Annotated in this window: 24 protein-coding genes and 1 riboswitch; of the genes, 18 read left to right on the top strand and 6 right to left on the bottom strand. The window is 46.4% G+C overall.

From position 1 onward, the window contains the following. The first annotated feature begins 173 nt into the window (after positions 1-173). Complete coding sequence (locus ACVLR6_RS13715) at positions 174-737, top strand: FMN-dependent NADH-azoreductase (protein ID WP_005180838.1); 564 nt, start codon at positions 174-176, stop codon at positions 735-737. Between the two features lie 63 nt (positions 738-800). Here the strand turns inward: ACVLR6_RS13715 and ACVLR6_RS13710 are convergent, their stop codons facing one another. Further along, a complete protein-coding gene (locus ACVLR6_RS13710) occupies positions 801-1,712 on the bottom strand; it encodes an alpha/beta hydrolase (RefSeq protein WP_168369911.1) in 912 nt (303 codons plus the stop codon). Between the two features lie 155 nt (positions 1,713-1,867). Here ACVLR6_RS13710 and ACVLR6_RS13705 point away from each other — a divergent pair, with 155 nt between their 5' ends. Further along, a complete protein-coding gene (locus ACVLR6_RS13705) occupies positions 1,868-2,305 on the top strand; it encodes a DUF2147 domain-containing protein (protein WP_005180835.1) in 438 nt (145 codons plus the stop codon). 96 nt (positions 2,306-2,401) lie between these two features. Here the strand turns inward: ACVLR6_RS13705 and ACVLR6_RS13700 are convergent, their stop codons facing one another. Further along, entirely contained in the window at positions 2,402-2,752 is a 351-nt protein-coding gene (locus ACVLR6_RS13700; RefSeq protein WP_016658732.1) for a Spx/MgsR family RNA polymerase-binding regulatory protein, read from the bottom strand. A 495-nt stretch (positions 2,753-3,247) separates the two neighbouring features. Beyond that, on the bottom strand, positions 3,248-4,069 hold the full coding sequence (locus ACVLR6_RS13695; protein ID WP_455995466.1) for an exodeoxyribonuclease III: 822 nt from the start codon (positions 4,067-4,069) through the stop codon (positions 3,248-3,250). A 40-nt stretch (positions 4,070-4,109) separates the two neighbouring features. Between ACVLR6_RS13695 and pyrE the strand changes: the two genes are divergently transcribed. Then, on the top strand, positions 4,110-4,760 hold the full coding sequence (pyrE, locus tag ACVLR6_RS13690; protein WP_455995464.1) for an orotate phosphoribosyltransferase: 651 nt from the start codon (positions 4,110-4,112) through the stop codon (positions 4,758-4,760). Between the two features lie 93 nt (positions 4,761-4,853). Further along, positions 4,854-5,486 (top strand): hypothetical protein, encoded by a 633-nt coding sequence (locus tag ACVLR6_RS13685; protein WP_455995462.1) that lies wholly within the window; start codon positions 4,854-4,856, stop codon positions 5,484-5,486. Positions 5,487-5,623: 137 nt separating this feature from the next. Here ACVLR6_RS13685 and ACVLR6_RS13680 read toward each other — a convergent pair whose 3' ends face one another. Next, a complete protein-coding gene (locus tag ACVLR6_RS13680) occupies positions 5,624-6,829 on the bottom strand; it encodes an IS256 family transposase (RefSeq protein ID WP_004911237.1) in 1,206 nt (401 codons plus the stop codon). A gap of 108 nt (positions 6,830-6,937) precedes the next feature. After that, the gene (locus tag ACVLR6_RS13675; protein WP_016658735.1) at positions 6,938-7,126 is read right to left on the bottom strand and encodes a DUF3565 domain-containing protein; all 189 of its coding nucleotides are present in this window, start codon (positions 7,124-7,126) and stop codon (positions 6,938-6,940) included. A gap of 117 nt (positions 7,127-7,243) precedes the next feature. Here ACVLR6_RS13675 and gshB point away from each other — a divergent pair, with 117 nt between their 5' ends. From gshB to lpxC, 8 genes are all read left to right on the top strand, one after another. Further along, the gene (gshB, locus tag ACVLR6_RS13670) at positions 7,244-8,182 is read left to right on the top strand and encodes a glutathione synthase (protein WP_104513186.1); all 939 of its coding nucleotides are present in this window, start codon (positions 7,244-7,246) and stop codon (positions 8,180-8,182) included. Positions 8,183-8,505: 323 nt separating this feature from the next. Further along, positions 8,506-9,603 carry an undecaprenyldiphospho-muramoylpentapeptide beta-N-acetylglucosaminyltransferase gene (gene murG / locus ACVLR6_RS13665; RefSeq protein WP_455995460.1) on the top strand — a complete coding sequence of 366 codons (1,098 nt, stop codon included), beginning with the start codon at positions 8,506-8,508 and terminating at the stop codon, positions 9,601-9,603. A 12-nt stretch (positions 9,604-9,615) separates the two neighbouring features. Then, entirely contained in the window at positions 9,616-11,064 is a 1,449-nt protein-coding gene (gene murC, locus ACVLR6_RS13660; protein ID WP_016658738.1) for a UDP-N-acetylmuramate--L-alanine ligase, read from the top strand. Between the two features lie 56 nt (positions 11,065-11,120). Further along, entirely contained in the window at positions 11,121-12,050 is a 930-nt protein-coding gene (locus ACVLR6_RS13655) for a D-alanine--D-alanine ligase (protein WP_016658739.1), read from the top strand. Positions 12,051-12,053: 3 nt separating this feature from the next. Further along, on the top strand, positions 12,054-12,908 hold the full coding sequence (locus ACVLR6_RS13650) for a cell division protein FtsQ/DivIB (protein WP_455995458.1): 855 nt from the start codon (positions 12,054-12,056) through the stop codon (positions 12,906-12,908). Positions 12,909-12,973: 65 nt separating this feature from the next. Continuing rightward, positions 12,974-14,236 carry a cell division protein FtsA gene (gene ftsA / locus ACVLR6_RS13645; protein WP_005180811.1) on the top strand — a complete coding sequence of 421 codons (1,263 nt, stop codon included), beginning with the start codon at positions 12,974-12,976 and terminating at the stop codon, positions 14,234-14,236. Between the two features lie 160 nt (positions 14,237-14,396). Next, the gene (gene ftsZ / locus ACVLR6_RS13640; RefSeq protein WP_005180810.1) at positions 14,397-15,584 is read left to right on the top strand and encodes a cell division protein FtsZ; all 1,188 of its coding nucleotides are present in this window, start codon (positions 14,397-14,399) and stop codon (positions 15,582-15,584) included. Positions 15,585-15,708: 124 nt separating this feature from the next. Further along, the gene (gene lpxC, locus ACVLR6_RS13635; protein ID WP_005180809.1) at positions 15,709-16,611 is read left to right on the top strand and encodes a UDP-3-O-acyl-N-acetylglucosamine deacetylase; all 903 of its coding nucleotides are present in this window, start codon (positions 15,709-15,711) and stop codon (positions 16,609-16,611) included. A 97-nt stretch (positions 16,612-16,708) separates the two neighbouring features. Here lpxC and ACVLR6_RS13630 read toward each other — a convergent pair whose 3' ends face one another. Next, positions 16,709-17,149, bottom strand: a complete 441-nt coding sequence (locus ACVLR6_RS13630; protein WP_016658741.1) for a DUF721 domain-containing protein — start codon at positions 17,147-17,149, stop codon at positions 16,709-16,711. 108 nt (positions 17,150-17,257) lie between these two features. Between ACVLR6_RS13630 and ACVLR6_RS13625 the strand changes: the two genes are divergently transcribed. The 6 genes from ACVLR6_RS13625 to ACVLR6_RS13600 all read left to right on the top strand — a co-directional run bounded on the left by ACVLR6_RS13625 (position 17,258) and on the right by ACVLR6_RS13600 (position 25,291). Further along, entirely contained in the window at positions 17,258-17,941 is a 684-nt protein-coding gene (locus ACVLR6_RS13625) for a M23 family metallopeptidase (protein ID WP_005180807.1), read from the top strand. Positions 17,942-18,209: 268 nt separating this feature from the next. Then, positions 18,210-20,912, top strand: a complete 2,703-nt coding sequence (aceE, locus tag ACVLR6_RS13620) for a pyruvate dehydrogenase (acetyl-transferring), homodimeric type (RefSeq protein WP_104513189.1) — start codon at positions 18,210-18,212, stop codon at positions 20,910-20,912. A 2-nt stretch (positions 20,913-20,914) separates the two neighbouring features. Further along, positions 20,915-22,936, top strand: coding sequence for a 2-oxo acid dehydrogenase subunit E2 (locus ACVLR6_RS13615; protein WP_075167286.1), 2,022 nt, complete (start codon positions 20,915-20,917; stop codon positions 22,934-22,936). A gap of 112 nt (positions 22,937-23,048) precedes the next feature. Beyond that, a riboswitch (yybP-ykoY riboswitch) is annotated at positions 23,049-23,190 on the top strand. A gap of 70 nt (positions 23,191-23,260) precedes the next feature. After that, complete coding sequence (locus ACVLR6_RS13610; protein WP_016658743.1) at positions 23,261-23,836, top strand: TMEM165/GDT1 family protein; 576 nt, start codon at positions 23,261-23,263, stop codon at positions 23,834-23,836. A 183-nt stretch (positions 23,837-24,019) separates the two neighbouring features. Further along, the gene (locus ACVLR6_RS13605) at positions 24,020-24,817 is read left to right on the top strand and encodes an oxygen-binding di-iron domain-containing protein (protein ID WP_455995455.1); all 798 of its coding nucleotides are present in this window, start codon (positions 24,020-24,022) and stop codon (positions 24,815-24,817) included. A 108-nt stretch (positions 24,818-24,925) separates the two neighbouring features. Next, positions 24,926-25,291 carry a YkgJ family cysteine cluster protein gene (locus tag ACVLR6_RS13600; protein ID WP_075167288.1) on the top strand — a complete coding sequence of 122 codons (366 nt, stop codon included), beginning with the start codon at positions 24,926-24,928 and terminating at the stop codon, positions 25,289-25,291. Positions 25,292-25,421 lie beyond the last annotated feature (130 nt).

Genomic DNA, 25,421 nt, shown 5'->3' with positions numbered 1-25,421 from the left:
ATAAAACCTAACATATCATGATTTTAGATAATTGGTAATGGCTATTTTTTGTACTTTTCGGGAAAATATCGTTGCATGGGTGCAACAGTGTGTGTTGTTTAAATCACTTATTTCTATTTTAAACTGCAGTAAAATGGCGCTATTGAAAAAATCACAGTTTAGGATTCTCTCCCATGAAAATTTTGCATATCGACTCGAGTATTTTAGGCGACGCTTCTGTATCACGTCAGTTGTCTAAAGCTATTGTGAACCAGCTACAGGCGAAAAATACAGCGGCCCAAGTTGACTATCTGGATCTGGCTGAACAGACCATTCCGCATTTAACCGCTGAAATTTTAATGGGACAAAATGCCGAGCAAAGCGCTTTAGGCGAACAGATTCTGCAACAATATCTAGATGCTGATGTCGTGGTGGTGGGCGCAGCCATGTATAACTTCGGTCTGCCATCGACTTTAAAAGCCTGGATTGACCGGATTAGCGTGGCAGGTCGTACCTTTAAATACACCGAAAATGGCCCGGTCGGTCTGGCAGGTGACAAGAAAGTGTATATCGCCAGCAGCCGCGGTGGTGTCTATGGCGAACAAAGCCCGGTTGATTTCCAGGAAGCATTCCTGAAAACCGTGTTTAACTTTACCGGTGTCAGTGATATTGAAGTAGTACGTGCTGAAGGGGTTAGCATGAGCGATATTAAAGATCAGGCGATTACTACGGCATTAGACCAGATTGCCAAAATCTAAGCTTTACGGCGCTGCATTAATCACAAAAAAGGTCAGTTTCTACTGACCTTTTTTTATGGCGTTTTAATCTCGGTCCTGCTGATGGGCAAATTCGGCTAAATCGGCCAGCGCCATTTTGGCTTCATCAAACCACGGTGAGAACATAATAAAGTTATGCCACATACCGGTATACAGTTTAAAACTGACCTTCACGCCCGCCTGTTCGGCCTTGTCACGAAAACGCTGCGCATCATCCAGCAGCAGTTCTTTAGAACCCACCTGCACCAAGGTTGGTGGTAAATCGGTTAAATCATCAAATAGCGGCGAAACACGCGGATCACCACGATCGACCGACGGTGGCACATAGTATTGAATCCCGGTTTCCAGAGTTTCAATCGACAATAAGGCATCGTGTTTGCGGTTATAACGAATTGATTCACTGGTCAGGGTTAAATCCAAAAATGGTGAAAGCAGCATGAGGCCGCTGACTTGCGGTAACTGTTCATCACGGATTTTTAAGGCTAAGGCCAGCGCCAGATTGGCGCCGCAGGAATCTCCTGCCAGCAAAATATCTTTGGCCTGTACGCCCTGATCCAGCAGGGTCTGATAGACATCAAAAATTGCTTCTAAGGCTTCCGGGAATGGATTTTCAGGCGCCAGCGGATAATCGATATGAATCACCTGCATCTGGGTGCGGGCGGCCAGTTCAGTCAGAAATGGGCGATGGGTATTTAAAGACCCTAAATAAAAGGCGCCACCGTGAATATAGAAAATCAGCTGGGTGGCTTCATCTTGTGGCTTGATTTCTTCGGCTTTCAGGCCAGCCAGACGTAAAGCGCGGACTTCGACAGTTTTATTGGTCGGAAACAGCCGGCACATCTGTTCGAGGGCGAAACGCAGCGGATTATGCGGTAAATTATATTGGCTTGGCAGGCGGATGGTGGTTTTTAAAAAGCCTTCTGTGAAAATTTGTTTCAATAACGGGTTGATCTTCATTGTTCTTCCATCTTGTTCTTGATTTTGGCCTGTGCTTGCGTATTTACCAACACAATTTACAAGGTTACACTAAATGGTCACATTCAAAAATTGCAAATTTGTAGTGACTTTTTAATACTAAGGCTGTCTAACACTAGACTAGGGAATCAAAAAAAATGAAAAAAATTGCACTGGCATTAGGATTAATGGGTTTAACAGCTTTGGCGAATGCTGCTGATCCGCTAAATGGTACTGTCTGGAAAACAATTGATGACAAAACCAAGCAAGCAAAAGCAACCGTCAAATTTACCGAGCAGAAAAATGGCACGTTAACTGCAACAATTCAGTCCATTTTAACGCCGGGTGAAGAAAATGCCTGTACAAAATGTGAAGGACCTTACAAAAACAAATCCTTGAAAGGTTTAACCATTGTACGTGGTTTAAAGAATTCGGGTGGTACCAACTATGACAGCGGTTCAATTCTGGATCCGCAATCAGGTAAAACCTACAAGTTAAAAGGTCAACTGGCTGATGGCGGGCAGAAATTACAATTGCGTGGCTATATTGGCGTAGCAGCGCTGGGTCGTAACCAGACCTGGGTTCGTGTGAAATAAGCCAGCCAATAGAAACGGATTAAACCAGAAAGCCTGATGCAGATGCATCAGGCTTTTTGATTTTTAACGGATAAGTAAAAGGTAGATAAAAAGAATTTATCCGTTTAAGGCGCGATAGGCGGTTTCATCAAAACCAACAATAAAGCCGTCTGCGGTGGCCAGCACAGGACGTTTGATCAGGCTGTTGTGAGTGCGTAAGGCTTCAATTAAATCTGCTTCGCTGGACAGGGCTTGTGCCTGTTCCGCTTCCGACAGTTTGCGCCAGGTGGTGCCTTTTTTATTCAGAATTTTGTCCTGACCTTCAGCATCCAGCCAGTGTTTTAGCGTTTCTGCATCAATCCCCTGTTTTTTATAATCATGAAATTCATAAGCCAGGCCCAGTTCATTGAGCAGATCAAAGGCTTTTTTCATGGAGTTGCAGTTTTTAATACCATAAATTTTAAGCATAAAGCGGATTCCAGCAAGAAACACAATGCTCAAGAGATTAACCAAAAAATTGGTTTTGCACTATAGCGGGTATAAATATTGAGTTCATGGTTCTGAAATTAAACCGTCATTAAAATGCAACGCTACCGCGCCATAATAGTGGCAGAAAAACAAGACAACACTTGAGAAGAATTATTCGTACTAAGAAAAAAACGAAAAGCAAAGAGCCAATATAAAAAATAAAAGCCCAGATGTAGAAAACCCGCATTTAATCATCCTGATTATGCGGGTCTCACTACAACGTCCGATGTCACATCCTTGAAACAAAGACCATCATGGCTTTGTTTATTTGCATCCTACGGCTTCCTGTCCCTTTGCTGTCATCCTGACACTGTCCCTTTGCCGTGCTGCAATAATGCGCCGATTTAAAAAGCAGATAAAGGTCTGAATGACGACAAAATATGTCGGAAATAAACCTCTATTGAGTGAACAATTGTTCACTCAATAGGAAGGTTTTTAGTTGAGTTTATAATCAATAATCACCGGGGCGTGGTCGCTATACCATTCCTCTTTGTAGACCCAGGCATTGACGGTACGTGCTTTCCAGTCCGGTGAGCAGGCATGATAGTCAATCCGCCAGCCAACGTTCTTGGCACGCGCTTGGCCACGGTTCGACCACCAGGAATACAGTTCGGCTTCTTTGCGCACTTCACGGAAGGTGTCGACATAGCCCAGATCATCATAGATATGATCGAGCCAGGCACGTTCATGCGGTAAACAGCCGGAAGATTTCTGGTTGCCTGACCAGTTTTTAATATCAATACGTTTATGCACGATATTGTAGTCACCGCAGACGATGATCGATTTATTTTCATCGCGCCATTGTTTCAGAATTTTTGTATATTCTTCGAGAAAGTGGTCTTTACGGACTTGTGCTTCTTCACCCGATGAACCCGATGGGAGGTACAGCGAGCAGATATGCACCGGATAACCCAGCCCTAAATCAAATTCTGCCGTGACAAAACGGCCTTGGGAGTCGGCCAGTTCAAAGCCTAAACCATCCTGAATAGATACAAACGGCAGGCGGCTGTAAATAGCGGTGCCAGCATAGCCCGGACGTTCAGCTGCGAACAGGTGGGTATACCAGCCTTCCGGTTTGAATTTATCAGTCCACTGCGCATGGGTCAGACGGCTTTCCTGAATGCAGATGACATCAGCCTCTGATTTTTCCATCCACTCCAGCAGGCCTTTACTGACCGAAGAACGCAGGCCATTGACGTTAATTGAAACCACACGAAGAATTTTTTGATCACTCGGATAGCTACTCTTTGGTATCATGCGCAGGTCTTACCTCAATTTATGAATTTTGGAGCACCTCATGTCAACGCAAGCGACATTTAACCCTCAAGCTTTTATCGAACTCGCATTATCACGTGGTGTGCTTAAATTTGGTGAGTTTACTTTAAAATCGGGTCGCGTGAGTCCTTATTTTTTTAATGCCGGTTTATTAAATGATGGCGAAGCCTTGTCATTACTGGCTTCAGGCTATGCAGCCAAGTTAACAGAATGCGAAAATGTTGATGTGATTTTTGGCCCAGCCTATAAAGGTATTCCATTTGTGGCGGCAACGGCGGTGGCTTTATCGCAAAATCATGGCGTGAGTGTGCCTTGGGGTTTTAACCGCAAAGAAGCCAAAGATCATGGTGAAGGTGGTGTATTGGTCGGTGCGTCGGTTGAAGGTAAAAAAGTCTGGATTATTGATGATGTGATTACCGCAGGTACAGCAATTCGTGAAGTGGTGACCATTTTAAAAAATGCGGGTGCCACAATTGCCGGTGTACTGGTCGCGCTAGATCGTCAGGAAAAAGGGCAGGGTGATTTGTCTGCGATTCAAGAAGTTCAAAAAGAGCTAGAAATTCCGGTACATGCCTTAATTACGATGAAAGATTTAATGAATTATCTGGATGCCAAAGGTGAAAAAGAGGCTTTGGCGAAGATGGAAGCATATCGTGTGAAGTATGGGGTCTAATAATTAATACAACATATTGATTTTTAATAAAGCTCTATCCACGATAGGGCTTTATTTTTATAAAAAACAAAAATGAATCTAGATTGGAATTTAATGATCGCAAGTTTTTCAGCTATTGCTGCAAGTGCAGCATCGATAGCGACTTTTTTGGGTTGGAAAGAAAATAGGGAACTTAGAAAAGTTCAAACCGAACCATTGATAGATATTAAGTTAGAACCTGTTGAGTACAGAATCCATTTTTTACGTTTAAAAATTACAAATGTAGGAAAAGGAGGAGCTCATAACGTAAAAATAAAATTATTTCCTGAACCTTCACTCGATGCTTCTTTTTTAGTTACTGCTCAAAAAGCTATTAAAGTTTTTATGCAAAGAGATTTTATGATTAAGGGAATCAATTATTTAGCGCCGAATGATTCTAAATATACGGACTATCTAAGTTTTACTGGTTTAAATCCTAAAGAGTTAGATAGTGAATACTTCTTTAATCTTATTTTTAATGCTGAGATCAGATATGAGGATTTAAAGGGAAAGAAATATAAGAATACATATAAAATTGATACTTCAGAACTAAAAATTTATAAATTAGGAGAGAGTTTTGAAGAAGCTCTTCCCAAAGCATTAGCAGGAATTCAAAAGTCTTTAGAAAGTATGAGTAAAAATATTAATAGGCAAACTGCATTTTTAGATAAAAAATCAAAAGCAGAAGAAACTCATTGGAATGAATAGGAGCTAAAACAAAAGTTGAATTATATGAGCTATGTAAAACGTCGCAATAAAGAGTTAAATATCGATCAGGATGCATATCTTTTTAAAAAAATAGAACGTAGATGAGAGCGTTCAAAATTCTGTGTCAGCCGAATTGGCTAGAGTTTAATTATATCATCGAGCCTGCCTTCAAAGTAAATCGATAACTGTGTGATGGTTTGCCCCCAGTTTGTCACCGGCATTGTCCATTTTTCAGAAGCCTGTTGAATGCCAATATACAGCAATTTCAGCAGGCTATTTTCATTCGGGAAAGCCCCCTTGGTTTTGGTCAGTTTTCTGAATTGGCGATGTACTGCTTCAACCGCATTGGTGGTATAAATTGGCTTCCTAACCGCTTTCGGATATTTGAAATAGGCACTGAGTAAATGCCATTTTTCACGCCATGAACGAATGACTTTCTCGTATTTATCCCCCCATTTGGCTTCCAGCTCATCTAGCGCCATTTCAGCTGCCTGCTTGGTATCTGCTCGGTAAACAGGCTTCAGATCAGCCATAAAGGCTTTTTGATCCTTACTGGCCACATAACGCAAGCTATTGCGGATTTGGTGAATAATACATAACTGCACTTCTGTCTGCGGAAATATCGCAGCAATTGCTTCAGGGAAGCCTTTAAGCCCATCAACGCAGGCGATCAGAATGTCTTGTATGCCACGGTTCTGCAAATCTGTGAGTACGCTGAGCCAATAATTAGCACCTTCACTTTCTGATAGGTAAAGACCCAGCAGTTCTTTATGGCCTTCGGTATTTAATCCCAGCACGGTATAAACGGCTTTGTTGACATAACGGCCTTCATCCTTGATCTTGTAATGGATGGCATCGAGCCACACAAAGGGATATACGGCATCAAGCGGCCTCTGTTGCCAGGCACGTAATTCGGGGATTAGCTTGTCTGTAATATTGGTAATGGCACCCTCGGAAATATCCAGTGCATACATATCGGCAATATGTTTTTGAATATCACGGTAGCTCATGCCGAGCGCAAACAGTGAGATGACTTTACTGTCGATCTCTTCAGAGAGTTTGGTTTGATTTTTCTTGACGAGTTGAGGCTCAAAATCACCAGTGCGATCACGAGGTGTTTCCAGTTCAAATGAACCGGAGGATGATTTTACGGTCTTGCGAGAGTAACCATTCCTGCGATTGGATGGTTTAGGATTTTCTTCCAGATAGTTTTCAATTTCAGCATTTAAAGCCGCTTCTGTCAGCTGTTTGATTAGTGGTGTCAGGATACCGTTTTCACCAGTGAGGGGTTGTCCTGATTGTAATTGTTTTAAAGCTGCTTCGAAATCAAAGTTGTTTGCCATGATGTGTCATTTCCTGTTTGATTCAGTTTATTGAAATGACACAGATTTTTGAACACTACCACGTAGATTGTCTATTCATGAAATAAGAAGGAAAAATAAATAACAAAATCATCCTTCCTCACACTTCTTACACTCTAGCATCACCCCTAATTTTTCTTTGCGTCCTTGCTCCGTCATCACCCAGGGCCGGTTCTGCCATGGCGGATTATGCCGCACGTGCTGGCCATGACCACAGGCCAGCTCTGCGACCCAATGATTTTCTTCATCTAAATGATATCCCACAATTGGCTGTTGCATGGGCAGCTTCCTGAAATCAGCAAATACAGTGCTGCAAAGCTTTACTCAAATTCAGAAAAACAGGCAGCGAATCTCCGTTATACTCCACATCATAGCAATTTTAAAAGAGCAGTCATTATGCGCGTACTTGTGGTGATGGACCCGATTGAAACGGTGAACCTGAAAAAAGATTCCACCATGGCCATGCTGTGGGCCGCGGCACGTCGGGGTCATGAACTCGGTTATGCACTACAACAAGATTTATATATTGATCAGGGCAAGGCTTTCGGTCTAATCAGCCCGTTAAAAGTCTTTGAAGATTACAACCATTATTATGAGCTGGGCGAAAAACAAAAAGAATCCATCGCAGCCTATGATGTGGTGCTGATGCGTAAAGACCCGCCATTTGATATGAACTTTGTCTATAGCACCTATATTCTGGAACAGGCAGAGCGCGAAGGAGCGTGGATTATTAACAAGCCGCAAAGCCTGCGTGACTGTAATGAAAAACTGTTTGCGACCCAGTTCCCGGAGCTGCAGGTGCCGACTTTGGTGACCTCTCAGCAAAGCCTGATTCGTGAATTTATTCAGCAACATGGCGATGTGATTGTGAAACCGCTCGATGGGATGGGCGGCATGGGCATTTTCCGTCTGTATCAGAATGGTGTGAATATTGGCTCTACCATTGAAATTCTGACCAATAACGGCACCCAGCCAATTATGGCGCAGCGTTATATTCCGGAAATTGTAGAAGGGGATAAACGCATTTTAATGGTCAATGGCGAGCCAATTCCGTATTGTCTGGCACGTATTCCGCAAAACGGCGAAGTGCGTGGCAACCTGGCCGCTGGTGGTCTGGGTGAAGCACGTCCATTGACCGACAATGACAAGGCAATTGCTGCCAAAGTCGGGCCATTTTTACGTGAAAAAGGTCTGGTATTTGTCGGTCTGGATGTGATTGGTAACTATGTCACTGAAATTAACGTGACCAGTCCAACCTGTATCCGTGAAATTGATGCCCAGTTCGGCACCTCAATTGCCGATACCCTGTTTGATGTACTGGAAGCCGGTCGTTAATCTATCTTTCAAAAGAGTCACCTTGGGTGGCTCTTTTTGTATTCTTAAGCGAGATTTGAGCTTGAAAAACTGCGTTGAGCAAGAAAATTATAGCGATTTTGTAAATCAAAACCAGTAGACATAATTCAGTGAAAAATGCAGGAAACTTAACAATTTCGGTGAATTAATAATAAAACTAGTTTAAACTTTCAAAACTGTTGAAAAAAACAATGAGCCGCTTGGTGAAAAAAAGTAAATAAACTTTCAAGCTCATACGATTGTGATTACAATTGAGCGCTTATAAAGAACTTTCATTAGCCATATTTGGATTGAAGAATTAGACCGTGACTGATGTAGCGCAAACCAAGCCTAAACATGTGATGATGATGGCCGCAGGCACTGGTGGCCATGTGTTCCCAGCCCTAGCCGTGGCAAAAGAACTCCAGCAGCAGGGAATCCATGTGTCCTGGTTAGCAACGCCTACAGGCATGGAAAACCGTTTATTACAAAACCAGAATATTCCGATTTATCAGATTGATATTCAAGGCGTGCGCGGTAACGGGCTGGCACGCAAACTGATGGCGCCTTTTAAAATTCTAAAAGCCACCTTAAGCGCCATGCAGTTAATGAAAAAACACAAAGTAGAGGCTGTCGCCGGCTTTGGTGGCTATGTGGCTGGACCGGGTGGTCTGGCCGCACGTCTGCTTGGTATTCCGGTCATTATTCATGAGCAGAATGCAATTGCCGGCTTTACCAATACCCAGCTGTCGCGTATTGCCAACACTGTTTGTCAGGCGTTCCCGGATACGTTTCCGGCCAGCACTAAAATTGTCACCACTGGCAACCCGGTGCGTAAAGAAATTAGCGCGACTCTAACCCCATCCTGGCGTTATCAGGAACGTGAAAAAGCAGGTTTGCCGCTGCGTATTTTAATTGTTGGCGGCTCTTTGGGCGCGCAGGCACTGAATGAACGTGTCCCTGAAGCCTTAAAACAGCTGAATGTACCTTTAAATGTGTATCATCAGTGTGGGCAAAATCATGCAGACAGCACCCGAGCGCGTTATGCCAACAAGCCGGACAGCTTAACGGTTGAAGTGCAACCCTTTATTGAAGATATGGCACAGGCCTATAGCGATGCCGATCTGATTATCTGCCGGGCCGGCGCACTGACGGTTACGGAAATTGCAACCGCGGGTGTGGCTGCGGTATTTGTGCCCTTGCCAAGCGCTGTGGATGACCATCAGACGGCCAATGCACAATTCCTGGCCAAGACGGGCGCGGCAAAAATCTGTCCGCAAGCCAGCATGACCCCGGACAGCTTAAAAGAACTGTTAATGCCGTTGATGAACCGCCAACTGCTCTCTGAAATGGCCAGCAAGGCGCGTCAACAGGCACAACCTAATGCAACCCAACATGTGGTTGCTTTAATTCAAGATTTGTAAACCGAGTAAACTATGTCTCCATCTATCCCTGCTGATCAAGTAAAAGAACTGATTAAAGTGCCTGAAATGCGTCGTATCAAACATATCCACTTTGTCGGGATTGGTGGCGCCGGGATGTGTGGCATTGCCGAGGTATTAAAAAACCAGGGCTATGATGTTTCCGGTTCAGATATTAAAGCCTCAAAAACTACAGCCCAGCTGGAAGAAAATGGCATTCGGGTGTTTATTGGTCATAGCGCAGATAATATTCAGGGCGCCAATGTACTGGTAGTCTCTACTGCAATTGATCCGGAAAACCCGGAAGTTAAAGCCGCTATTGAGAGCCGTATTCCGGTGGTGCGCCGTGCTGAAATGCTGGGTGAGCTGATGCGTTATCGTCACGGGATTGCCGTGGCCGGAACACATGGTAAAACCACCACCACCAGCCTGGTTACCTGTATGCTGGCAGAAGAAAATCTGGACCCGACTTACGTGATAGGCGGTTTGCTGAACCGTACCGGGGTTAATGCTGCACTGGGTGCGAGCCGTTATATTGTGGCTGAAGCCGATGAATCAGATGCATCTTTCCTGCATCTGGAGCCAATGGCAGCGATTGTCACCAATATTGATGCCGACCACATGGATACTTATGGCGGCAGCTTTGACAAGCTAAAAGATACCTTTATTGAATTCCTGCACAAACTGCCATTCTATGGTTTGGCAGTGGTTTGTGGTGATGATGCCAACATCCGTGAAATTATGCCGCGCATTGCCCGTCCGGTGCTAACCTACGGCTTTAATGAAGACAATGATATTCGCGCAGTCGATGTTGATCAGGACGGTATGCGTACCCACTTTACCGTATTGCGTAAAGACCGCGAGCCACTGCGTGTTACCGTGAATCAGCCCGGTCTGCACAATGTACTGAATGCCTTGGCCGCCATTGGTGTGGCGACGGATGAAGGTGTTTCTGATGGTGCGATTTGCCGTGCACTGGAAGGCTTTAGTGGTGTAGGTCGCCGTTTCCAAGTGCAAGGTGAATTTGAACTGGACGGTGGCAGCATCAAACTGGTCGATGACTATGGTCACCATCCTAAAGAAGTGGAAGCCACCATTAAAGCAGCGCGTCAGAGCCATCCGGACCGCCGTCTGGTGATGTTGTTCCAGCCGCACCGTTTTAGCCGTACCCGTGACTGTTTTGATGACTTTGTTGAAGTGTTATCGCAGGTCGATCAACTGCTGTTGCTGGAAGTGTATCCTGCCGGTGAAAAAGCCATTGTGGGTGCCGACAGTCGCAGTCTGGCACGCAGTATCCGTCTGCGTGGTCAGGTTGAACCGATTCTGATTGATCCGGTTGAAGGCAATCTGGAAACACTGGTACAAAAAGTGTTACAACCGAATGATTTATTATTGACCCAAGGTGCGGGTAATGTAGGAGCAATCTCCATCGAGCTTGCTCAAAATAAATTGTATTTAAAATAATCACCCAAAGTGATATTTGAATTTGGTCGCTCAGTGTAAAGTTTAAGGATATAAACGTGTCAAATGCTTCAAAGTTCGGCAAAGTTGCCGTGTTATTTGGTGGAAAATCTGCCGAGCGTGGGGTGTCTCTGGATAGTGGACAGGCAGTGCTCGATGCGCTGCTGCGCGAAGGCGTTCAGGCAGAAGCGTTTGACCCGAAAGATCGTAGTGTGACCGAACTGGTCAACTATGATCGTGCCTTTATTGTCCTGCACGGCCGCGGCGGTGAAGATGGCCAGATTCAGGGTGTACTGGAATGGCTGAATGTGCCGTATACCGGTACTGGCGTACAGGGTTCAGCCATTGGCATGGACAAGGTCAAAACCAAACAGGTCTGGCAAGGTTCCGAGCTGCCAACAGCGCCGTATCGTATTGTCACCAAAGATTCAAACCCGGCTGATATTGTCGCTGCATTGGGTCTACCGCTGATTATCAAGCCGGTACATGAAGGTTCCAGTATTGGCATGAGCAAAGTCGAACGTATTGAAGACTTTGCTGAAGCGATTGCCAAAGCCACCGAGCATGATGCAGTGGTAATGGCTGAAAAATGGATTACCGGTCGCGAATTCACGATTGTATTACTGAATGGTCAGGCCTTGCCGGTGATTCGTCTGGAACCGCCTAAAGATGTGGCGTTCTATGACTATGAAGCCAAATACAACCGTAATGATGTGCAATATGGCATTCCATGTGGCTTAACCGAGTCGGAAGAGCAGCAGTTACAGGTCTTGGCCCTGCGTGCGTTCCAGGCGGTAGGTGCCAGCGGCTGGGGCCGTATTGATGCAATGCAGGATGAACAAGGCAATTTCTGGCTGCTTGAAGTCAACACTGTACCGGGCATGACCAGTCACTCACTGGTGCCAAAAGCCGCGCAGGCGGTGGGCTACAGTTTTGATGCCTTGTGCGTGGCAATTCTTGAACAAACCTTAACGGATGCGACCCACTAAGCCATGGCTCAACTTCCTGCTTCCATGCGCCGTAAACGCGCAGCGATTACCTCGATTCACGATAAGCCACCGACGCGTAAAGAAAAGCTGACGAACCTGGGTGGATGGGTATTGCTGTGCGTGGCGATTGTGGTATTGGCAGCAGGAATCTATGGTCTATATAAAGTCATGACCGATGCACGCGTGGCTGAACTGGACGTGGTCGGTACCCGTTCCAATACCGAACTGCGCCAGGTCATGACCCATGTTTCGCCAGTGGTCACAGATAACTATTTTACTTCCGATCTGGAACAGATTCGTGATACCGCACTGGAACTGTCCTGGGTCGATCGGGTGGTGGTGTCACGCGCCTGGCCGAATGCCATCCGTTTACGGGTCATGCCACGCCATGCGATTGCGCGCTGGGGCACCGGACGTTTACTCAGTGACAGCGGTGATGTGTTTTCGGAAGTGACACCCAAGAATAATCAGCATCTGCCGTTATTACATGGCCCGATGCATCAGTCCAAAATGATGATGCGTCGCTATAATGAAATTAACCAGTTATTTTTACCGGTGAATCTGCGTTTAAAAGAGTTATATCTCACCGACCGGATGACCTGGTTTATGCAGTTTGATTCTGGCCTGCGGGTGATTGTGGATCAGGATCAGACCATGAATAAATTGCAGCGCCTGAGTCATCTGGCGCAAAGTGACTTCAAGCCGGTATGGTCCAGGATTTCTGCAATTGACCTGCGTTACCGCAATGGTCTGGCCATCCAGTGGAAAAACTCGGTGGCACCAAAAATTGCCAATGGTCATTTTGTTGTAACGATTGATGACACAAGCATTGCGAATGCAATAGCAGCAAAGCCATAATACTTGGCTTTAAAAATAGAGGCATTAAGCCATTAATTAAACAAACATGTGATGGTAGTAAATAAATGAGTGAAGCTGTTCCCTCGGTTGTTGCGATTGACATTGGGACACACAAAGTTTCAGTTTTGATTGGTAAGGTACACGCGCCAGACAATATCCAAGTGATTGGTATGGCTACCGCTCGTAACCGAGGCATGAATAAAGGAAAAATTGTAAGTCTCGATAAAGTCATTACAGCCATTAAAAATGCCGTTCAAGAAGCAGAAGATATGGCGGAATGCCGGGTGCATTCAGCCTGGATTTCTATTCCAAGTGCAGAATTAAAAAGTTTTTATGCTGCGGGGCGTACCCCGATTGAAAATAGTGACCACACAATTACAACAAGTGAAGTGGTTCGTGCCTTAGATCTGGCCAAAGCCAGCCATTTAACTTCAGATCATTATCTGGTCAGCGCGGTGCCGTTGGGCTTTGATCTGGATGATTCCGGTGAATGGGTACAAAACCCGATCCGTATGTCGGCGCATAGCATGACCGGTCATTATCAGCTGATGATGCTGCCGATTAGCACCATGCAGAATCTGGACCGTGCCTTAAAAGGGGCCAATATTGGTGTAGAAAAAATGGTGGTGTCGCATCTGGCCACCGCTGAAGCCAGTTTACTGAAAGATGAAAAAGAATATGGCGTGTGCCTGGTTGATATTGGCGCCGGTACCACCAATATTGCGGTCTATCTGGATGGTCGTCTGGCGCTGTCACAAACCCTGCAGCGTGGCGGTGAGCATGTGACCCGTGATATCGCGGCGGTATTGCAGACCACCACCGAAGAAGCCGAGCGGATTAAACTGCTTTACGGTTGCGTCGATTTAAAAGTGGTCAAACCTGATCACATGATTCAGATTCAGGGCATTGATGGTCCGCAAACCATCAGCCGGATTGAACTGTCGGAAATTATTATTGCGCGTTATGAAGAAATTTTTGCGCAAATCCGTCAGGAACTGGAAAACAGTGGCGCCATTCATGGCTTATATCATGGTGTGGTGCTGGCTGGTGATGCCTGTCAGATTGAAGGCATGGTCAGTCTGGTACGCCGCACCCTGGGTGTGTCTGCGCATTTGGGCAATCCGCCGGTACAGGTTTATGCCGATGAACCGCATCAGGCTGCCTTGCGCCGCTCGCAGTATGCAACCGCAGCGGGCGTGCTGATGTATAGCCAGAGCTACAGTCAGGACACCATTGTCGAAACCGAAGACCCGGAGACCTTATCGGTCTGGGCGCGTGTAGGACGTGCCTGGTCAGGACTCAACGAAAAACTGAAATCAATTTTTTAGTTGATTTTTTAGGGAATATTGTTAGGAAGTTGTACGGATTATCGCTTGTACTTGACAAGGCAGCCGTTGGACAGCATTCTTAAAAACAATTTTTTATTAAGATCAAGGCAGTATACGGGCTGAAGTGACTGCCAATTATGAATTAGGAAAGCTAAAGGTCATGGCCTCATTTGAATTTTTTGAAGATGATCAAACCGATAACAACGGTCAAGCCCGTTTCACTGTATTTGGTGTAGGTGGTGCAGGCGGTAACGCCGTACAGCATATGCTGGAATCAGATATCCAGGGTGTGAAATTTGTCTGTGCCAATACCGATAAACAGGCACTGGACCGCATGAATGCACAGTGCAAAATCCAGCTGGGCGAGCAAAGTACCCGTGGTCTGGGCGCAGGGGCTAATCCGCAAGTGGGTCAAACCGCTGCTGAAGAAAGCCGCGAGCTGATTCGCCAGCAGTTAGAAGGCACCGATATGGTGTTTGTGACTGCCGGTATGGGCGGTGGTACCGGTACCGGTGCTGCACCTGTTGTCGCTGAAATTGCCAAAGAAATGGGCATTTTAACTGTCGGTGTCGTAACCACACCGTTTAACTTTGAAGGTAAACGCCGTCTGCAATCTGCAGAAAAAGGTATTGAAGCTTTAGAGCAGCATGTTGATTCCCTGATCATCATTCCAAACCAGCGCTTGTTAAAAGTGTTCCGCGACATTTCCATGAAAGATGCTTATAAAAAGGCAGATGACGTGCTGTTAAATGCCGTGCGCAGTATCTTTGATTTAGTGGTACGTCCGGGTCACATCAACCTTGACTTTGCCGATTTGAAAACGGCCATGAGTACCCGTGGCTATGCCATGATGGGTGTCGGTCTGGGGCGTGGTGAAAACCGTGCCCGTCAGGCAGCAGAGCAGGCGATTCGCAGTCCGTTACTGGATAACGTGACCATCATGAATGCCAAAGGTATTTTGATTAACGTGACCGGTGGTGATGACGTGACCTTTGGTGAAATTGAAGAAATTACCGATGTTGTCAACCAGATTGTCGATCTGGATGAAGGCCAGGTATTCTACGGTACTGTATTTGATCCGGATGCGCGTGATGAAATCAGCGTGACCGTAATTGCCACCGGTTTGACCCGTAATTCAGCCGATGCGGTTGAGCCAGTCAAGCGTTCTTCAGTGGTGCAGTCTGCACAGGCAACCGCTCAACAGCCGGTTGAAGAAGATGATGTTCCGGCCATTCAGCGTCAGGCAGAGGCAGCGCCGGCCATCAATGCGACTGCAGGCAGCAGCAATAATTCACGTCCAACGCCAATGAGTATTCAGGAATATCTTAAAAATCAACAACGTAAATAATTTTTACGATATAGATTTTTATTCCAGAACTTGTAAAAGGTAGCCAAATGGCTACCTTTTTGTTTTTTATCAATGGCTAAATATGCTAACGTATAGCGGTTTTATATACAGATGAATTGAGAGCATGTTGAAACAACGTACCCTAGAACGTGTCGTGAAAGCGAGTGGTATAGGTCTGCATAGTGGACAGAAAGTCATGATTAACTTTGTGCCGCACCATGCTGACGGGGGAATCGTGTTTCGCCGTATTGACCTGAATCCACCGGTCGATATTCCGGCCGATGCCATGCTGATTCAGGAAGCCTTTATGTGCTCGAATCTGGTTCAGGACAATGCCAAAGTCGGCACCATTGAACACATTATGAGTGCGCTGGCGGGTCTGGGAATTGATAACCTGATTATCGAGGTTTCCGCCTCTGAAGTGCCAATTATGGACGGCAGTGCCGGTCCCTTCATCTATTTATTAATGCAGGGTGGCTTAAAAGAGCAGGATGCGCCAAAAAAATTCATCAAGATTTTAAAACCGGTCGAAGCGCTAATTGATGATAAACGTGCCATTTTCACCCCGCATGACGGTTTCCAGCTCAATTTCACCATCGATTTCGATCATCCCGCCTTTAAAAAAGAATATCAGTCTGCCACCATTGATTTTTCTACCGAAACCTTCGTCTATGAAGTCAGTGAAGCACGCACCTTTGGCTTTATGAAAGATCTGGATTATTTAAAAGCCAACAATCTGGCCTTGGGCGCCAGCCTGGAAAATGCCATTGGGGTCGATGACACCGGTGTGGTCAATGAAGAGGGCCTGCGTTTCTCGGATGAATTTGTTCGTCACAAAATATTAGATGCGGTGGGCGATCTGTATTTGCTCGGTCATCAAATTATTGCGAAATTTGATGGATATAAATCGGGTCATGCACTGAATAACCAGCTCTTACGGAATGTGCAAAAAGATCCAAGCAGCTATGAAATTGTAACATTTGATGACATCAATCAATGTCCAATTCCGTATGTGAGTGTGACATAAGTCATTGTCTTTCCTTGGTGATGTTATAATGTAACATCTAAAAAAGTGAACTAATTCTCGTTTTTATCGGTTTTGTATTTTTTAGATTGGCGCAATGTTACTTTTTATTGCTTGCCAAACGTAACAAAGCTTGGCTAAGCTTAGGGTCGCTCACAAAGTCAGCAGCACCGCGAAGCATTTCCTGGGTTTCTGTACTGAGTGTTCTTGAAGATTTTTCCTGTTTTGGGGGCGTTTGCAACTGCGGTTTTAACCGGACCTGAATCTTGTGTAAATCTTGAAGTTCTGCCAATTGTGATAGCTGAGCAACATACTGTTTTTGCAAATAGGCCAGTTGACTCACCATCGCCTGATTGGTGCCAGTAATGGTAAGAATCCCTTGCTGATAACAAACAACCTGCCAAAGTTCGGGTTGGGGCAACAAGGGTTGAATAATTTGAGTAAGTTTCTGCCAGGCAGCAACTTGCGTTGAGAGAAACGTTAGGTTTCCTGTTTTTATGTGTTTTCTTGTTTGGCGAAAGACGTTACAAGGCTCGGACATACATATTTCCTTCATGTTTATGTCTTAATCTTATGCGCTCCTTTCAGTGAAGATCAAGGAAGAGATCACCAAGGAACTCTGAGTAAGAACAGTTTTTATGAGGTTTTTATGCATACGCGACGTATTTTATTAGCGTTTTCTTTGGCGGCTTCTGCGGCGTCAGTGGCTTTTGCTGATCTGGTTGACTTAAACAGCCAAAATTCATCGACAGACCGTATTGAAGAATTGACCCGCACCCTGGCACAAGGGACCTATAGCGAGTCACAAGACATCAATATTCCGGCGCAAACTGAAATTAATGTCAAACTGCGTGAAAAAACGGTTGAATTAAACAACGAATCTTTAGCGAAAAAATACGGTTCAGCGTCTTCTGCGAAATCTTATAGCGCTAATCCATATAGCTGGTTAGTGGCGCATCCTTTACCCAATGCCCGTGTAAGCTCAAACTATGGCGGTCGTACCATGAATGGTCGTGCTGAACGTCATTCAGGTTTAGATTTAGCAGCGCCAAGCGGCACACCAATTTATGCCACTGGCCCGGGTATCGTAACTAAATCAGGTTGGGGTACAGGTTATGGTCAATATGTTGAAATTAACCATGGCAATGGCTATTTAACCCGTTACGCTCATGCATCACGCTTAATTGCACGTGTCGGCGATCGTGTTGCTGCAGGTGAGCATATTGCAAACGTGGGTTGTACAGGTCGTTGTACCGGTCCTCATTTACATTATGAAGTAGTAAAAGACGGCGTTCGTAAAAACCCATCAACTTACCTGGCAATGCTGCCTTAACAGCTTGCGGCTTTTGCTCAAAAGACCTAATTTTTGAGCACGTCATGCATTAAGACCTTATAACGATTATATTATCACTCAAAAGAATATTGTCTGTATATTAAACCGCCGCTATTGGCGGTTTTTTGTTATTTTGGGTAATAAAACGTCAATAGATATTTTTTCTCGAAATACTAGTCTAAAGTCGTATTCACCGATGGCCATACCTTTAGAAAGCAGAAATATGGTACATATAAACCATATAATTAGGATTCAGGAATGACCGACTATGGCGTATTATGGTGATACCGACGCGCAGGAAACCCAAGAGTGGCAGGATGCGTTTGATTCAGTTTTGCAGCACATGGGAACCGAGCGTGCGGCATTTTTATTAGAAAAACTTTATCAACGGGCAATCGCGAAACATGTTCCCATTCAGCGTCTAAATACGCCTTATTTAAATACCATTTCCGTTGAAGAGCAACCACCAATGCCGGGTGATCAGGATATGGAACGTCGTATCCGCGCCCTGATTCGCTGGAATGCACTGGCAATGGTACTGCGTGCCAACAAAACGGGCGATGACCTTGGTGGTCACCTGGCCAGTTTTGCTTCTTCTGCCACCCTTTATGATGTCGGCTTTAACCATTTCTTCCGTGCCAATAGCGATAACTTTGGCGGCGACATGATCTATTATCAAGGTCACTGTGCTCCGGGTATCTATGCACGTTCTTTCCTTGAAGGTCGTCTGACGGAAGAGCATTTAAATAATTTCCGCCGTGAAGTGGGTGGTAAAGGTCTGCCATCTTACCCACACCCATACCTGATGCCAGACTACTGGCAGTTCCCGACCGTATCCATGGGTCTGGGTCCGATCATGTCAATCTATCAGGCGCATATTCAAAAATACCTGATGAACCGTGGCCTGATCAAAGAAGAAGACCGTAAAGTCTGGGCTTATCTGGGCGATGGCGAGATGGACGAACCGGAAAGCCTGGGTGCAATCTCGCTGGCCGGTCGTGAAAAGCTCGACAACCTGATCTGGGTGGTGAACTGTAACCTGCAGCGTCTGGATGGCCCGGTACGTGGTAACGGTAAAATTATTCAGGAACTGGAATCACTGTTCCGCGGCGCAGGCTGGCGTGTAATTAAAGTGGTCTGGGGCCGTCATTGGGACCCGCTACTGGATAAAGATAAATCTGGCGCGCTGAAAGCAGTGATGGAAGAAGCGGTTGATGGTGACTATCAGCGTTATCAGGTGAAAGGTGGTGCTTATGCACGCGCACATTTCTTTGGTAAATATCCAGAAGCAGAAGCTTTGGTTAAAGACCTGAGCGATGAAGATATTGATAATCTGAACCGTGGTGGTCATGATCCGTACAAAGTTTTTGCTGCCTATGCAGAAGCGACCAAGGCCAAAGGTCAGCCAACCGTGATTCTGGCCAAAACCGTAAAAGGCTATGGTCTGTCTGATGAAATTGAAGCGGTGAACAAGACGCACCAAATCAAGAAAATGCAGCTGGAATCATTGAAGTACGTACGTAACCGTTTCAACCTGCCATTTACCGATGAGCAGCTGGAAGAAGTGCCATTCTATCGTCCAAGTGAAAACTCGCCTGAAATTAAATATATGAAGGCGCGTCGTGAAGCACTGGGCGGCTACTTGCCGGCACGTCGTAAAGACAGCGAATCTCTCGCGATTCCTGAGCTGTCGGTGTTTGATGCAGTGCTGAAAGGTTCAAACGGTAAAGAACAATCGACCACCATGGTGATGGTGCGCCTGATCTCTGCGCTGTTAAAAGAAAAAGCCATTAAAGACCGCGTAGTGCCAATTGTTCCAGATGAAGCGCGTACCTTCGGTCTGGAAGGCATGTTCCGTCAACTGGGTATTTATGCCGCACATGGCCAGAAATATACCCCGGAAGACCAGGAACAGTTGATGCATTACCGTGAAGCCAAAGACGGTCACATGCTGCAGGAAGGGATTAACGAAGCCGGTGCAATGAGTGCCTGGGCGGCGTTGGCGACCAGTTATTCGACCAATAACCTGCCAATGATTCCGATGTACATGTACTACTCGATGTTTGGTTTCCAGCGGATTGGCGACATTGCCTGGGCAGCCGGTGATGCACAGGCGCAAGGTTTCTTGCTCGGTGCAACCGCAGGCCGTACTACCCTGAACGGTGAAGGTTTACAGCATCAGGACGGTCACTCGCACATTCTGGCCAATACCATTCCAAACTGTGTCTCTTATGACCCATGTTTCGGTTATGAACTGGCGGTTATCGTCCATGACGGTTTACAGCGCATGTATGTCAATCAGGAACGTGTGTTCTATTACCTGACGGTTATGAACGAGAACTACGAGCATCCTGAAATGCCACAGGGCGTTGAAGAAGGCATCAAGCGTGGTATGTATCTGCTTGAAGAAGATGAGAAAGCCACGGTTCAGCTTCTTGGTTCCGGCGTGATTCTGCGTGAAGTGATTAAAGCCGCGAAAATCCTGCGTGAGGAATACCAGATTCACTCCAATGTCTACAGCGTGACCAGCTTCAACGAACTGGCGCGTGATGGTATGGCATGCGAAGAATACAACCGTCTGCATCCGCTAGCGGAAGAAGCCAAAGAGCCGTGGGTATCGAAACAGCTGCGTGGTACGGACGGTATTGTGGTATCTGCAACTGACCATATGCGTGCTTATAGCGAACAAATCCGTGCTTATCTGCCAGACAGCCGTCCGTTTGTGGCGCTGGGTACAGATGGTTATGGCCGTTCGGATACACGTGCCAACCTGCGTAGCTACTTTGGTGTCGATGCCGCGCACATTGTGGTGGCGACCTTGAAGAAACTGGCCGATGAAGGCGAAGTTGATGCGCGTCTGGTCAAAGATGCCATTTCAAGCTTTGAGCTGGATACCGACCGTCCGGTCGCGTGGGCACCACAGGCTACGCCTGAGCTGCACGCTGTGGCTGACTACAAAGAGGAGAACTAATCATGCACATTACGACTCCTGATATTGGTGTAGATAAAGCCACCGTGGCTGAAATTCTGGTCAAAGTCGGCGATAGCATTGCGGTCGATGACAGTATTGTGTTGCTGGAATCCGACAAAGCCTCTGTTGAAGTGCCAAGCACTTCAGCCGGGGTGGTGAAAAGCATTCTGGTCAATCAGGGTGATGAAGTCGCAGAAGGCGCGGTGCTGATTGAACTGGAAGCCGAAGATGGAACGTCACAAGCCGTTGAACCACAACTGGCTGATGCACCGCAAAAAACGTCTGAAAACACCCCGACCTCATTGTCTGATCAGGACATTATTGCGGAAGTGAGCAGCCATCAACCTGCGGCAGCCTCGCAAAACCAGACAGCAGCGGCTGGCAGCGCTGTAACCGTTGAAGTGAAAGTGCCGGATATTGGTGTAGAAAAAGCGCTGGTTGGTGAAATTCTGGTTCAGGTCGGCGATCAGATTGATGTCGATCAGAGCATTGTGGTGGTGGAATCGGACAAAGCCACGGTGGAAGTGCCAAGTACGGTATCAGGTACGGTGGCCTCTATTGAGATTCAGGCTGGCGATAGCGTCAAAGAAGGTGTGGTGATTCTGACCGTGGCCACGGCAGAGGCAGCACCAGCAGCTGAACAGTCGCAAGCTCAAGCCGAACAGCAACCCGCTGCTCAGGCGGCGCCTGAACCCAAAGCTGAACCAGCAGCGCCAGCTTCTGCAGCACCGGCGGGTGATGTCGAAGTGAAGGTCCCGGATTTAGGGGTTGATAAAGCCGCGGTTGCAGAAATTCTGGTTCAGGTCGGTGATACGGTCGAAAAAGATCAAAGTATTATTGTGGTGGAATCGGACAAGGCCACGGTTGAAGTGCCAAGTACCGCCGCGGGTGTAATCAAGGCGATTCATGTCGAGCTGGGCCAGAATGTGTCAGAAGGCATTGCCTTGGTGACTATTGAGGCGGAAGGTCAGACAGCGCCTGCACCGCAAGCAGCAAAAGCTGAAGCGCCAGCACAAAAAGCCGCACCTGCTGCGCCAGCTGCACAGGCCTCAAGCGCTGTACCGAGTACACATACTGCAGACAAGCTCACCAAAGAGCAAAATGCAGCGAACTCGAAAGTATATGCTGGTCCTGCAGTGCGTAAACTGGCACGTGAACTGGGTGTCATCTTGGCCGATGTCAAAGCTTCCGGTCCACATGCACGGGTTATGAAAGAAGACCTGGTGGCCTATGTGAAGTCGCGTCTGACAGCACCGCAAACTGCTCCGGCAGCCGCAGCGGTGGCAGCAGCACCATCAGGCTTGCCGAAACTGCCAAGTTTCGATGCGTTTGGTGGTGTGGAAGAGAAAGCTTTAACCCGCTTGCAGCAAGTGTCCATCCCACAGCTATCTTTAAACAACTACATTCCGCAAGTAACTCAGTTTGATGCAGCAGATATCACTGAACTGGAAGCATGGCGCAATGAGCTGAAAGGCAACTTCAAGAAAGAGGGCATCAGCCTGACCATTATGGCCTTTATTATTAAGGCAGTGGCCTACTTGCTGAAAGAAGAGCGCGAGTTTGCCGGTCACTTGTCTGATGATGGTAAGTCCGTGCTGCTCCGTAATGAAATCCATATGGGGATTGCGGTAGCGACACCAGATGGCCTGACGGTACCGGTACTGCGTAATCCAGATCAAAAATCAATTAAGCAGATTGCAGTTGAATTGGGCGAGCTGGGCCAAAAAGCGCGTGACAAGAAACTGTCACCGAAAGACCTGCAAGGCGCCAACTTTACCATTTCCAGCCTTGGCGCAATTGGCGGCACCGCCTTTACGCCGCTGGTGAACTGGCCGCAAGTGGCAATTTTGGGGATTTCTCCTGCCACCATGCAACCGGTCTGGAATGGCGAAGGCTTTGATCCACGCTTAATGCTGCCACTGTCGCTGTCTTATGATCACCGTGTGATTAATGGCGCAGATGCAGCCCGATTTACCAACAAGCTGACCAAGCTGCTCAAAGATATCCGGACTTTGTTAATCTAAAACGCCGCTTGGTGTTTCTCTGTGACGGAGAACACGCAAAGTTGAAAAAACCCTGCTTCGGCAGGGTTTTTGCTTTTGGTACTTGAGTTTTTTCTGTGGCCGATTACAATAACAGCACTTCATTGGGGAGTAGCCGCTTTTTACGCAAAGTAAAAAGGTGATGGTCAACATATTTGCTCAACAGGGCATGGTCATCATAGCAAAGAACCAAAATGCTTTTCTCAAGCTTTCTTTTGTTGGCAAGACCTTTGATTTATCACTCTGCAGATTTGGCTAGCAGGAGGGATAGGTCATTGGTATGTGTGCTAGCCAGAGAAATCCATCATGTATGAATTCCTGATCTCAACTGCAATTGTCGCTTTGGCTGAAATGGGTGATAAAACCCAGCTGTTGGCCTTGTTACTGGCGGCCCGCTTCCGTAAACCGCTGCCAATTTTACTGGCGATTCTGGCCGCTACCCTGATCAATCACGGTTTATCTGCAGCCTTGGGACAATGGATTACCACCATTTTAAGTCCTGAAATTCTGCGCTGGATTCTGGCACTCGGTTTTATTGGAATGGCGATCTGGATGCTGATTCCGGATCAGCTGGATGATGAAAATGAAAGCATCAACAAATGGCAGAAATACGGAGTGTTTGGTGCCACCTTTATTCTGTTCTTCCTGGCAGAAATTGGCGATAAAACCCAGATTGCAACCGTGGCGCTGGCTGCGCGTTTTGACAGTATTTTCTGGGTGATGATTGGCACCACCTTGGGGATGATGATTGCCAATGCGCCGGCAGTATTTATCGGCAATAAAATGGCAGAGAAATTACCGGTATCCTTGATTCATAAAATTGGTGCACTGATTTTCCTGATCATCGGGGTCAGCACCTTGTTGCAATATTATTTCTTTTAAAGGCTGCTACTGATTTTGGCCCAATCTTCCCGGTTGGGCTTTTTTATGGGCTGAACCTGACCCGTGCTTCTACAAAATAGTTGAAAGTTAAATTGTATATTGATTGTAAGTTGGCGGAATACCCTTTATTTTATAGGGAATTAAAAATTTAATGTAAAGATAAGATTTTTTTGGGGACAAGGTATGGCGTTCGATCGCACCACATCACAAGTATTATTTGATAATGGCACGCATAAATGTATCAGTTTCACCAGTCTGGTCAAAGGTGAGGGCGTACAGGCCAACCAGTTTCTGATTCTGGACAATGACCGTGCCGCAGTTCTGGACCCGGGCGGCGATTTGACCTATGTACCGCTAACCATGGAACTGAATAAATATACCCGCCTGACCAATCTGGACTATGTGATGGCATCACATCAGGACCCGGATATTATTACCTCAATGCCGCGCTGGCTGGTGTATACCGATGCCAAAGTGGTGGCTTCGAAATTGTGGGCGCGTTTCTTGCCGCACTTGAACTCGGCCTTTATGAGTGACCGGATGAAAGGCAACTGGCTGGAGCGTCTGATTGAACTGCCCGATCATGGCCAGGTGATTCCATTGGGACAGGCATCCATTGTCGCCATTCCTGCGCATTTTCTGCATTCGGTCGGTAATTTCCAGTTTTATGATCCGGTGGCCAAAATCCTGTTTTCCGGCGATATGGGCGCTTCAATGGTCGAAGATGCGTCCAAGCCGTTAGAAAACTTTGCCGCGCATATTCCAAAAATGAAAGCTTTTCATCAGCGTTATATGTGTGCCAATAAAGTCATCCGTTTATGGGTGAATATGGTGCGTCAAATGGATGTCGAAATGATTGTACCGCAGCATGGTACCGCGTTTGTGGGCAAGGAGCAGATCAACCAGTTCCTGAACTGGATTGAAACGCTGGAATGCGGTGTCGACCTGATGGATGAGTCGGTATTTACCTGTCCGACTTAAGCCAAAAAATCGCGTAAAAAAACTGAAAAAATAACTTGAGTGTAAAAACAACATTTTTTATATTTTCTTCCCCAAAAAAACTCTTTTTTGATGACGAGAATTTTAACAATGTTGTCTCAAGTTGCTTCCTCAGATGCGTGTCTTAGCTGCGGCGCATGCTGCACCTATTTTAGAGTTTCATTTTACTGGGCAGAAGGCATTCCCATGCCTGAGCATTATACCGAACCGGTAAATGCCCTCTATTCATGCATGAAAGGGACCAATCAGGCCAATCCGCGTTGTATTGCGCTGGAGGGAACGGTCGGACAACAGGTCAGCTGCTCTATGTACGAGCAGCGCAGTTCCAGTTGCAAAGAGGTACAGATTGCCGATGAGCAGTGCAATAAGGCACGCCGTGCGCATAACCTGATTCCTTTAGTGCTGGTCGAAGCGGCCAATGATGGCCAGGACCCGGATTTTGACCGGGTCAGTTAAAGACTTCAGCATCCAGATGCTGTTATCGTAGAAAAGCAGGCCATGGCCTGCTTTTTTCATCAGCAAACTCATCCGAATTGTCAGGATGTGCGGAATAAATAATTATTTATGCAATAACAAATGAAATTTA

The sequence above is a fragment of the Acinetobacter sp. T63 genome, from assembly GCF_053852345.1.
The sequence above is the reverse complement of the archived record's forward strand: the minus strand, read 5'-3'. Positions and strand labels throughout refer to the sequence as shown.